Source organism: Proteocatella sp. QWL-06, assembly GCF_058684135.1.
Window position 1 is genome coordinate 1,982,878 of the sequence record NZ_CM178755.1, and the last position, 12,216, is coordinate 1,995,093.

Here is a 12,216-nt window from a genome sequence, read left to right on the forward strand (position 1 = left end):
TTCTTTTTTCTTCCAGGTAAATTTTGGTCAAGTCCTCGATCTATTAGTACTCATAAGCTACATACATTACTGCACTTACACCTTGAGCCTATCAACCACGTAGTCTTCATGGGATCTTACTCCTTACGGATGGGAAATCTTATCTTAAGGGTGGCTTCGTGCTTAGATGCCTTCAGCACTTATCCATTCCGCACATAGCTATCCAGCTGTGCCACTGGCGTGACAACTGGTGCACCAGAGGTGCGTCCAACCCGGTCCTCTCGTACTAAGGTCAGCTCCTCTCAAATTTCCTACGCCTGCGACGGATAGGGACCGAACTGTCTCACGACGTTCTGAACCCAGCTCGCGTACCACTTTAATGGGCGAACAGCCCAACCCTTGGGACCTACTACAGCCCCAGGATGTGATGAGCCGACATCGAGGTGCCAAACCTCCCCGTCGATGTGGACTCTTGGGGGAGATCAGCCTGTTATCCCCAGGGTAGCTTTTATCCGTTGAGCGATGGCCCTTCCACTCGGTACCACCGGATCACTAAGCCCGACTTTCGTCCCTGCTCGACCTGTATGTCTTGCAGTCAAGCTCCCTTTTGCCTTTACACTCTTCGCACGATTTCCGACCGTGCTGAGGGAACCTTTGGGCGCCTCCGTTACTCTTTAGGAGGCGACCGCCCCAGTCAAACTGCCCGCCAAGCAGTGTCCCAGACGAGGATTCACTCGTCGTGGTTAGAACTCAAACAATACAAGGGTGGTATCCCAACGGCGGCTCCAACGAGACTGACGTCCCATCTTCTTAGCCTCCCACCTATCCTGTACATGTATTGCCTAAATTCAATGCTAAGCTACAGTAAAGCTCCATGGGGTCTTTCCGTCCTGTCGCAGGTACCCGGCATCTTCACCGGGACTACAATTTCACCGAGTCTGTTGTTGAGACAGTGCCCAAATCGTTACGCCTTTCGTGCGGGTCGGAACTTACCCGACAAGGAATTTCGCTACCTTAGGACCGTTATAGTTACGGCCGCCGTTTACTGGGGCTTAAGTTCACTGCTTCGATTGCTCTGACAGATCCCCTTAACCTTCCAGCACCGGGCAGGCGTCAGCCCCTATACTTCACCTTGCGGTTTTGCAGAGACCTATGTTTTTGGTAAACAGTCGCTTGGGCCTATTCTCTGCGGCCTGATTTCTCAGGCACCCCTTCTCCCGAAGTTACGGGGTAATTTTGCCGAGTTCCTTAACAACAGTTCTCTCGCTGGCCTTAGGATTCTCTCCTCACCCACCTGTGTCGGTTTGCGGTACGGGCACCTTGATCTAACTAGAGGCTTTTCCTGACAGCGTGAAATCGCAGACTTCGTTACTTAATTTCACTCCCCGTCACGCCTTGGCATTGTACCTGTGGATTTGCCTGCAGGTACTGCCTTGACGCTTGGACGCGCATAACCAACAGCGCGCTTCTGCTATCCTTCTGTGTCACCCCATTGCTCAAACGATCTTTGGTGGTACGGGAATCTACACCCGTTGTCCATCACCTACGCCTTTCGGCCTCGGCTTAGGCCCCGACTAACCCTGAGAGGACGAACCTTCCTCAGGAAACCTTGGGTTTTCGGCCTGGGGGATTCTCACCCCCATCTCGCTACTCATGCCAACATTCTCACTCGTATACTGTCCACTGCTCCTTACGGTACAGCTTCAGCCTGTATACGACGCTCTCCTACCACTCTCCTTACGGAGAATCCGTAGCTTCGGTAATATGTTTGAGCCCCGGTAATTTTCGGCGCGGGACCACTCGACCAGTGAGCTATTACGCACTCTTTAAATGAGTGGCTGCTTCTAAGCCAACATCCTGGTTGTCTGTGCAATCCCACATCCTTTTCCACTTAACATATATTTTGGGACCTTAGCTGACGGTCTGGGCTGTTACCCTCTTGACCATGGACCTTATCACCCATAGTCTGACTGCCGAGTATGATGTACGGGCATTCGGAGTTTGATAGTCTTCGGTAACCCAAAGGGCCCCTAGGACATTCAGTGCTCTACCTCCCGCAATCTTAACCTCGACGCTAGCCCTAAAGCTATTTCGGAGAGAACCAGCTATCTCCAGGCTCGATTGGAATTTCACCGCTATCCACAGTTCATCCCCGCACTTTTCAACGTGCGTGGGTTCGGTCCTCCATTTCCGATTAAGGAAACTTCAACCTGACCATGGATAGGTCGCCTGGTTTCGGGTCTGCAGCATTGAACTTTCGCCCTGTTAAGACTCGCTTTCGCTACGGCTTCGGACCAGAAGTCCTTAACCTTGCTCAATACCGCAACTCGTTGGCCCGTTCTACAAAAAGTACGCAGTCACACATTAACGTGCTCCTACAGCTTGTAAGCATAAGGTTTCAGGTTCTATTTCACTCCCCTCCCGGGGTTCTTTTCACCTTTCCCTCACGGTACTATTCTCTATCGGTCGCCAGGTAGTATTTAGCCTTAGGGGGTGGTCCCCCTATCTTCCCACAAGGTTTCACGTGTCTCGTGGTACTCTGGATACACCTGGAAGTCTTCTCATTTCGTTTACGGGGCTGTTACCCTCTGCGGCGGCTCTTTCCAAAGCTCTTCTACTATGATACCTCTATTCCATGATGGTGTCCAAAACCCCTGACCGGAAAACCGATCAGGTTTAGGCTGTTCCCCTTTCGCTCGCCGCTACTTAGGGAATCGAGTTTTCTTTCTTTTCCTCCGGGTACTTAGATGTTTCAGTTCTCCGGGTTCCCCTCACTGCACTATGTATTCATGCAGAGATATACAGGCATTACCCTGTATGAGTTTCCTCATTCGGAAATCTTCGGATCGAAGGTTGCTTGCACCTCCCCGAAGCTTATCGCAGCTTACCACGTCCTTCATCGGCTCCTGGCGCCAAGGCATCCACCTTACGCTCTTAATAACTTGACCTATTCGGCTTCACATTTACTGCAAACTCCTTTGTTGTGTTCTTTCACTCATTCACTCACGTACGTCAGTACGCTCGCTCAGTCGCTCAATCCACGCCTCGGATTTCTTGTAAATCTTTCGCCTGTTTATTTAATCGGCTTTCGCCGTCTTTAAATCTATTGATGATTTTGCAATCAACTTAAGAATTGTTGTTAAAAATAATAGATATTTTTAACTGTTTTGTTTTTTTCTCGATGAAATTACAGTTTGTGTTACCTTCGACGGATTTCAGACCTACATAACTTTATCAACTTTTAGGGTGATTAGTATATTTGTATTTCTTTCTTCGTCTTTGCGTATCATCTGTAATTTATATTCTGGAATTAAAAGATGTGTTTCTTTTAATTGGTATGCAGTTTTCAAGGTACAATATATTCAATGTTTTAATGGTGGAGACTAAGGGGATCGAACCCTTGACCCCCTGCGTGCAAGGCAGGTGCTCTCCCAGCTGAGCTAAGCCCCCACTGGTCATTGAATATTATTTGAGAGATGAACCCTCAAGACTAAACAGCAGAATAGTTTCTCCCTAGAAAGGAGGTGATCCAGCCGCACCTTCCGATACGGCTACCTTGTTACGACTTCACCCCAGTCATTGGTTTTGCCTTAGGCAACTTCCCCCTTACGGTTGGATAGTTGACTTTGGGCCCCCCCAACTCCCGTGGTGTGACGGGCGGTGTGTACAAGACCCGGGAACGCATTCACCGCAGCATTCTGATCTGCGATTACTAGTAACTCCAGCTTCATGCAGGCGAGTTTCAGCCTGCAATCCGAACTTAGACTGTCTTTATGGGATTAGCTCCACCTCGCGGCTTGGCAACCCTTTGTAACAGCCATTGTAGCACGTGTGTAGCCCTAAGCATAAGGGGCATGATGATTTGACGTCATCCCCACCTTCCTCCGAGTTATCCTCGGCAGTCTCTCTAGAGTGCCCAGCCAAGCTGCTGGCAACTAAAGACAAGGGTTGCGCTCGTTGCGGGACTTAACCCAACATCTCACGACACGAGCTGACGACAACCATGCACCACCTGTCACCTCTGCTCCGAAGAGGGGCCCCGATTAAGGGGCTTTCAGAGGGATGTCAAGCTTAGGTAAGGTTCTTCGCGTTGCTTCGAATTAAACCACATGCTCCGCTACTTGTGCGGGTCCCCGTCAATTCCTTTGAGTTTCACTCTTGCGAGCGTACTTCCCAGGCGGAGTACTTAATGTGTTAACTGCGGCACCGACCCTTAGGGCCGACACCTAGTACTCATCGTTTACGGCGTGGACTACCAGGGTATCTAATCCTGTTTGCTCCCCACGCTTTCGTGCCTCAGTGTCAGTATCAGTCCAGAAAGCCGCCTTCGCCACTGGTGTTCCTCCTAATATCTACGCATTTCACCGCTACACTAGGAATTCCGCTTTCCTCTCCTGAACTCAAGCCCGACAGTTTCAAGGGCTTACAACGGTTGAGCCGTTGCCTTTGACCCCTGACTTGTCAGGCCACCTACGCACCCTTTACGCCCAGTAATTCCGGATAACGCTTGCCCCCTACGTATTACCGCGGCTGCTGGCACGTAGTTAGCCGGGGCTTCCTCCTAAGGTACCGTCATTATCTTCCCTTAGGACAGAGTTTTACGACCCGAAGGCCTTCATCACTCACGCGGCGTTGCTGCATCAGGCTTGCGCCCATTGTGCAATATTCCCCACTGCTGCCTCCCGTAGGAGTCTGGACCGTGTCTCAGTTCCAGTGTGGCCGATCACCCTCTCAGGTCGGCTACTGATCGTCGCCTTGGTAGGCTTTTACCCCACCAACAAGCTAATCAGACGCAGGCTCATCCTTGTCCGCATGACTTTGATACAGTCCCGATGCCAGGTCTGTATTTCATCCGGTATTAGCACACCTTTCGATGTGTTATCCCGGTGACAAGGGCAGATTACCCACGCGTTACGCACCCGTCCGCCGCTAAGCTCAGATGTTTCACCCCCGAAGGGGATCCGCATTTGAGCTCCGCTCGACTTGCATGTGTTAAGCACGCCGCCAGCGTTCATCCTGAGCCAGGATCAAACTCTTAAATTTAATGGTTTGACTGGCCGGATTAAACATCCGACATATCTTTTTTCGTTATCTCATAAATGAAATTACGGTTATTACTTTTTTGATGATCACCCGAAGGCTCTCATCTAAATGGTTTGTATATTCTGCTGTTTAGTTTTCAAGGTTCATTTTTTGAATTTTCTGTAACCATTTGATGACTTTTATTAGTATACTCCAGAAAGTTTTCTTTGTCAATATTTTTTTGAAAATATCTTATTCTGTTTTCCGGCTGACCGCTTGGCTCTGAGAGCTTTTCGGTGCTTTTATATACTATCACTCTGTAACTTTTTTGTCAACACTTTTTTCATCTTCAAGCTTCGAACTGCCTCATTCGACGATGGGTCTTTTTTCATTAAGCTGTCATTTACTTCTTCGTGTTTCCGTCAGTCCGTTTTTGAGGACGTATATTAATATACCATCTCATACTTAATCCGTCAACAATTTTTTTTGATTTTTTCTGCATTGATTCCCGATTTACATATATCACTCTGTGTCTTCACCTATGAATGCATCCGGATTTTCTATGGCTTCGACATCCTTGAGCTTTCTTTTTATCTGTCTGGTCCTTACTCCTATGAGCTTGTCGAGCTCGCTGTTGGCCTGTTCTATCCTGCTCTGGGCAGATTCAAGTACGGTTTCGAACTTGTCGAATTCGGTCTTTACGGCTCCAAGTACGTCCCATACCTCACTTGAGCGCTTCTGTATAGCAAGAGTCTTGAACCCCATCTGAAGGCTGTTGAGAAGAGCCGCCGTGGTAGTAGGTCCGGCTATATTAATTTTGTAGAGCCTCTGGAGCTCTTCTACCATCCCGAGCCTTACTGCTTCTGCATACAGCCCCTCGAACGGAAGGAACATTATGGCGAACTCAGTGGTATTCGGCGGATCTATATATTTGTCATGAATATCCTTTGCAAAGGATTTGAGCCTCTTTATAAGTATGCTCTTGCTGCTCTCTATTTCCGTCAGGTCTCCCAAATCATATGATTCAAGCAGCTTTGAATATGCATCCGCCGGGAACTTGGCATCTATCGGAAGGTATACAGGGCTTGAATCTCCCGGAAGCTTTATAGCATATTCCACAAAGCTCTGGCTTCCCTTTTTCGTTACTACATTTGCTTCATACTGCTCTTTTGTAAGTATTTCCTCGAGTATGGCGCCAAGCTGGATTTCTCCGAGCACCCCTCTTGATTTCACGTTCGAAAGCACCTTTTTGAGGTCGCCTACTCCGCTCGCGAGCGTCTGCATCTCTCCAAGTCCTTTGTATACCTGCTCAAGCCTTTCACTTACCATCTTGAAGGATTCGCTTATCCTTGATTCAAGAGTCTTCTGGAGCTTCTCGTCTACGGTCTCCCTCATCTTGTCCAGCTGAATCGAGTTTTCATTCTGAATGGAAGACAGCCTGTTTTCCATAGTGATCCTTATTGCCTCAAGCCTTCGCTCATTCTCTATCGTGTTAAATGATATGAGCTTGTTCTGGCTGTCGATTGCTGACCTTATCCCCTGATTGATCTCTATCCTGGTGCTTCTGAATTCATCAGCCATATATTTCTGCTGCTTTTCCCTTTCGGCGTCTGCCAGCTCAGCCAGCGAGCCCAGAGTGTCGCGGGAAGATATCTGCGATATTTTATTTAACAGTATTATAAGAAGTACAAGATTGAGCGCCGCTGCGCCGATTATCATTATGTATGTCCAGTTCATATTGTTCCTTTCGCGAGCCCTTTATTCATGCAGTGTTTTTTGTTATGAGCTCTCTCACTTGTGGTATAATGATTATAACACAGAATAACACAGAAAATAAGATTATTACAAATGAGGTGATCAACATAAGAATTGCGCTTTTATCTGACGTACACGGAAACCTGCCTGCATTTGAAGCAGTGCTGAGGCATATCGATAACAATAACATCGACCTCATATATAATCTTGGAGACCTCATAGGAAAAGGCCCAAGCCCCAAAGAGGTGGTGGACCTTTCAATGGAAAAATGCAATGTCTCCATACTCGGCAACTGGGAAGATTTTCTTCTTAATTCAGGAATAGATGAAGATCCTATCCGGTTTTACAGGAGGCAGCTTGATGAAAAACACCTTGACTACTTTAAATCCCTCGATTACGGAATAGAGCTATATATGAGCGGACGCCTTATAAGGATATTCCATGCTCATCCCTTCAATGTATACAGGAGAGTTTTCAAGTTTTCAGATCTCAACACGCTTCTTGAGATGTTCATGTTCAACGATGTTCCCGGATGCTACAGATATCCTGATATGTCTGATATATCGATATACGGGGATATCCACCATACCTACCATGTAGTATTCGATGATGACTATTTCCTGAGAAAGTACAAGGAATATCATGAGCTTCTTGGTATAAACTTTACTGACTTCAGCATAAAATATGCAAATGCGATAAGCCAGCTGAGGGGAAGGCAGATTTATAACCTCGGGAGCGTAGGCCAGCCTTTTGATGGAACCACTGCATCATATCTTGTTATAGAAGGAGAGTTCGATTCGAGAACGCCTGCGCCACTGACTATCTCGTTCGTGCGCGTCCCTTATGACAACCGGCTTGCGGCAGAAATTGCAAGAAAAAGCGATATGCTGGACAAGGATCTGTATATACGAGAAATTCTGACAGGAATTTACCGCGGATTAATGACATAGCTTGATTATTGTGTTATAATTTTTTTCAATAATCCAACTGAAAGGAGATTATGGCCCCTGGTCATAACACAAAGAATGTACAATACCCCCTTTGTCATAGGAGTTGCAGGAGGCTCCGGTTCCGGAAAGACCACTCTTGCGAACAACCTGAAAGATTCTATATTGAACTCGATAATACTTTCCCACGATTTTTACTACAGGGATAATAAGGATATAAGCTTTGAAGAAAGAGTGCAGCTGAATTACGACCACCCGATGGCCTTTGAGACAGACCTGATGGTAAAGCACCTTAGCACTCTCAAGCAGGGACTTCCCGTGGACAGGCCTGAATATTCGTTCGTCACCCATACGAGACTCGAGGAGACTGTAAGGGTCAATCCGTCTCCTATAATAATCGTCGAAGGGCTCCTGATATTTGAAGACAGAAACCTGGCGGACCTCATGGACATAAAGATTTTCGTAGAGGCTGACGATGATATAAGATTCATAAGAAGGCTTACAAGAGATGTAAAGGAGAGAGGACGTTCTCTCGATTCTGTCATAACTCAGTACCTTACCACGGTAAAGCCAATGCATGACGAATTCATACAACCAACGAAGAAGCATGCCGACATAATCGTACCAAAGGGAGGCAACAACACCGTAGCTCTCCACATGATAATAGACAGAGTAAATGCGATCCTTCACCGCACAAAGAATTTCCAGGCTGAATATATTCAAGATATCTAATCATTCATGATTTCATATTTTATATTGAAAATACACCCTGTTTCAGAATAAATTGACATCTGAAATGCAGGGTGTATTTTTTTGTATCGTTATTTCTGTTTCTTCATGGAAAGCTTTACCTTGTTTCTTTCTCTGTCTATTCCTATGACTCTGACATCGACTATGTCTCCTACCGAAACTACTGACATAGGATCTTTTACATAGCTGTTGCTGAGCTCTGAAACATGTACAAGACCGTCATTCTTGAGCCCGATATCCACGAAGGCTCCAAAGTCGACCACATTCCTGACTGTGCCCTGAAGCTGCGTGCCTATGGAAAGGTCATCTATGTCAAGTACATCTGACTTGAGTATTACAGGGCTCACAGATTCCCTTATGTCTCTTCCCGGCTTCTTGAGCTCTGAGATTATATCTCTGAGCGTAGGCAGTCCGACGTCAAGTTTCTGAGCCATCTCCCGGTTTGCCGCTGATTCAAGCTTTTCTATCGCATCTTTTGAAGAACTCATGATTTCCTGGCTCGTTATGCCAAGTTCCTTCATCAGCTGCCTTGCCTTATCATAGCTCTCCGGGTGAACCGCAGTATTATCAAGCACTTCCGGTGCATCCTTTATCCTCAGGAATCCTGCGCACTGCTCAAAGGCACTGTTTCCAAGGCGCTTCACCTTGAGCAGCTCTTTTCTGGATCTGAACCTTCCTGCGTCTTCCCTGTACTCTATTATGTTCTTCGCTATCGAAGCGCTTATCCCTGATACATATGAAAGCAGTGCCACAGAGGCAGTGTTAAGATCTACTCCTACGCTGTTGACACTCGACTCCACCACTGCTCCAAGGGTATCCTTGAGCCTGCCCTGATTTACATCATGCTGATACTGACCGACTCCGATATGCTCAGGATCTATCTTTACCAGCTCTGCCAGTGGGTCTATTACCCTTCTTGCGATGGATACCGCGCCTCTGATGGATACATTCAGGTCAGGGAACTCCTCAGTTCCAAGCTTTGAGGCAGAATACACAGAGGCTCCCGCCTCGCTCACTATGATGTATTTCACGTCACGGCTGCTGTCTTTTATTATGTCTGCGACTATCTTTTCAGACTCTCTTGAAGCCGTACCGTTCCCTATCGCTATCACATCCACGCTGTGTCTGTCTATCATTGAGAGTATGGTCTTTTTTGTCTCAGCTACCTTTTCCTGCGGCTTTGTAGGATATACCGTAGCCGTATCCAGGAGCCTTCCCGTATCGTCTACTACTGCTATCTTGCATCCGGTACGAAATGCCGGGTCCCATCCAAGCACTACCTTTCCCGGAAGAGGACTCTGCATGAGCAGGTTGTGCAGGTTCTTTCCAAATACGCTTATCGCTCTCTCTCCCGCTTTTTCGCTGAGCTCGCTCCTAAGCTCTCTTTCAAGAGAAGGAAGCAAAAGCCTCTTGAGAGAGTCTTCTATTATTGCAGCCATAATTTCCTCATGATGCCTTGTCCTTATATATTTCTTTTTTACTGTTGATTCAATCTTGTCCTGGCTATGATTTATCTTTACCTTCAGTATGTCCTCTTTTTCGCCTCTGTCGATTGCAAGTATCCTGTGCGGCGGCATGGTCCTTGCCGGCTCAGAGAATTCATAGTACATAGCATAGGTAAGCGCATTCTCCTTCTGATCTGCATCCTTCTTAAGCGAAGTCTCTATCACGGACTCCCTGTTCACTATGTCCCTGATTAATCTCTTTAGCTCAAAGTCATCTGCTATCATCTGGGCGATTATATCGCAGGCTCCGTCAAGCGCTTCTTTTTCCGAAGCAACCCCAAGATCCTCGTTTATAAACTGCACCGCTCTTTCTTCATGCTCTCCGCTTCCCGCAAGAATGATTGATGCAAGTGGCTCAAGCCCTTTTTCAGCTGCTGCGCTGGCTCTGGTCCTTCGCTTCTTCTTATATGGCTCATATATATCTTCCACCTCAACCATTGTCATTGCCATTTCGAGCGCTCGTTGAATATCTTCAGAGAGCTTTCCCTGTTCTTCTATCGACTTAAGCACAGCATCTTTTCTGTCGCAGAGATTTCTGAGGTATTTCAGCCTGTCAAAGAAATCTCTCAGAACCTCGTCGGACATCTCGCCCGTCTGCTCTTTTCTGTATCTCGCTATGAATGGTATGGTCTTTCCTTCGTCAATGAGCATTACTGCGCTTTCGACCTGCTCTTTCCTGAGCTTGAATTCTTCTCTTAATATATTATTTATATCCATATTATCCCTTTCGCTTTGTCCATAACGGTAAACAACGCCCTTCAGATGAAAAGCGTTGTAAATGAAATCTCTTAGAAATTCTTGATCTGAGGTGGTGAAACTATGTAATATCCTTCTGCAAAACTCTCACCGTAATTTGTTATCTTGTGAGGCACATTTCCCAGGATATATATAGTGTCTCCCGGCTTAAGCTGATATGTCTCCTGGCCCAGAGTCACTTCAAGCTCTCCCTTTACAAGTACCAGGATCTCCTCTGCCTCATGAATTGAATATTCATCGGATTCGGAAGTCTTTGGTCTCAGGCTGAACTTTGCTGCGAGCATCTTGGCTCCATTTTTTTCTCCGCTTTCCACAGATGTCATGAGTTCATAGGAAACTGCCGAATTCGGAAAGAACATCTTTACTCTCTCATCCTTCCTTACGACAGGATTCTCTCTCGCAACATCATCCATAAGAAGATATATAGGAATGTTGAGCGCATTCGAGATTTTTCGCAGAGACGTCAGAGACGGCTCTATAAGGCCTCTTTCAAGTTGTGATATGTAACTAGATGACAAATCTGTAATTTCGGCAAGATCTCCCAGTTTAAAACCCTTTGATTTTCTTACACTTCTAATTCTTTCTCCAAGCATACAGTCACCCTTTTCTCAATAAGTTTATATAACGATTATACCACGGAATCGATAAAGATTTAATACTTTTTACACAAATATCTTGTTTTATAAACTTTTTTTCAGTTTGTATCAATATTATGGCATTAATATTTCAACATAAATGTATTTTGAATATATTCAACATTATATTTAACAGGTTTGTAATTGTGGTATAATGAACTGAGTTAAAATAATAATCTAAAATAAGGAGAAAAAACATGAAAGTCATAGCGTTCAACGGAAGTCCTCACAAAATGGGAAACACAGCTTCAGCGCTCGAGCTTGCAAAAGAACAATTCGAGAGTGCAGGTATAGAATTTGAGATATTTCATGTCGGAACGAAGCCTGTTGCCGGATGCATGGGCTGTGGCATGTGCTTCAAAAACAAAAATGAAGAATGCATAATAAAAGGAGACAGCGTAAACGAAGCAATCCAGAAGGTCAAGGATGCTGACGGGGTCATACTGGCATCCCCTGTCCACTATTCAGGAATCGCAGGAAACATGAAATCATTCCTCGACAGGCTCTACTACACATGCGGAGCCAACGGAAACATGATGAGACATAAGGTGGGATCATCTCTCGTAGCAGTAAGGCGTTCAGGCGGTACGGCTACATTTGATCAGCTCAACCACTATCTTCTGATTTCAGAAATGATAGTCCCTGCTTCAAATTACTGGAATGTGATTCACGGAGCAGCTCCTGGAGAAATAAAAGAGGACGGAGAAGGCGTTCAGATCCTTAACGTAATGTGTGAAAACATGATATGGATGCTAAGGTCTCTGGAATATTCAAGAGAAGCCGTTCCACCGCCTCAGGGACGCAAAAAGATCATGACGAATTTCGTAAGATAACATAAATGCAAGTATATTAATCAGGGAGAAGGAT

General features: G+C 46.1%; 6 protein-coding genes, 1 tRNA gene and 2 rRNA genes. 3 read left to right on the forward strand and 6 right to left on the reverse strand.

Translation table 11 applies throughout. The features are described from left to right. Positions 1–23: 23 nt before the first annotated feature. From AC4PGZ_RS09570 to AC4PGZ_RS09585, 4 genes are all read right to left on the reverse strand, one after another. Positions 24–2,927, reverse strand: a 23S ribosomal RNA gene (locus tag AC4PGZ_RS09570). A 426-nt stretch (positions 2,928–3,353) separates the two neighbouring features. Beyond that, a tRNA-Ala gene (locus AC4PGZ_RS09575) sits at positions 3,354–3,429 on the reverse strand. A 67-nt stretch (positions 3,430–3,496) separates the two neighbouring features. Further along, positions 3,497–5,022: ribosomal RNA gene (locus tag AC4PGZ_RS09580) — 16S ribosomal RNA — on the reverse strand. The 16S and 23S rRNA genes sit together here with 1 tRNA gene alongside, the layout of an rRNA operon. Before the next feature lie 501 nt (positions 5,023–5,523). After that, on the reverse strand, positions 5,524–6,738 hold the full coding sequence (locus tag AC4PGZ_RS09585; protein WP_492158395.1) for a DNA recombination protein RmuC: 1,215 nt from the start codon (positions 6,736–6,738) through the stop codon (positions 5,524–5,526). Positions 6,739–6,806: 68 nt separating this feature from the next. On the opposite strand from AC4PGZ_RS09585, the gene AC4PGZ_RS09590 reads away from it, so the two are divergent. Together AC4PGZ_RS09590 and udk are read left to right on the forward strand one after the other, a co-directional pair. Beyond that, entirely contained in the window at positions 6,807–7,706 is a 900-nt protein-coding gene (locus AC4PGZ_RS09590) for a metallophosphoesterase family protein (RefSeq protein WP_492158396.1), read from the forward strand. Positions 7,707–7,781: 75 nt separating this feature from the next. Next, positions 7,782–8,435 carry a uridine kinase gene (gene udk, locus AC4PGZ_RS09595; protein ID WP_492158397.1) on the forward strand — a complete coding sequence of 218 codons (654 nt, stop codon included), beginning with the start codon at positions 7,782–7,784 and terminating at the stop codon, positions 8,433–8,435. Between the two features lie 89 nt (positions 8,436–8,524). Here the strand turns inward: udk and AC4PGZ_RS09600 are convergent, their stop codons facing one another. After that, entirely contained in the window at positions 8,525–10,675 is a 2,151-nt protein-coding gene (locus tag AC4PGZ_RS09600; RefSeq protein ID WP_492158398.1) for a Tex family protein, read from the reverse strand. Positions 10,676–10,746: 71 nt separating this feature from the next. After that, positions 10,747–11,307 (reverse strand): helix-turn-helix domain-containing protein, encoded by a 561-nt coding sequence (locus AC4PGZ_RS09605; protein WP_492158399.1) that lies wholly within the window; start codon positions 11,305–11,307, stop codon positions 10,747–10,749. A 239-nt stretch (positions 11,308–11,546) separates the two neighbouring features. Here AC4PGZ_RS09605 and AC4PGZ_RS09610 point away from each other — a divergent pair, with 239 nt between their 5' ends. Next, positions 11,547–12,182: a flavodoxin family protein gene (locus AC4PGZ_RS09610; RefSeq protein WP_492158400.1), complete on the forward strand. Its 636-nt coding sequence runs from the start codon at positions 11,547–11,549 to the stop codon at positions 12,180–12,182. Positions 12,183–12,216 lie beyond the last annotated feature (34 nt).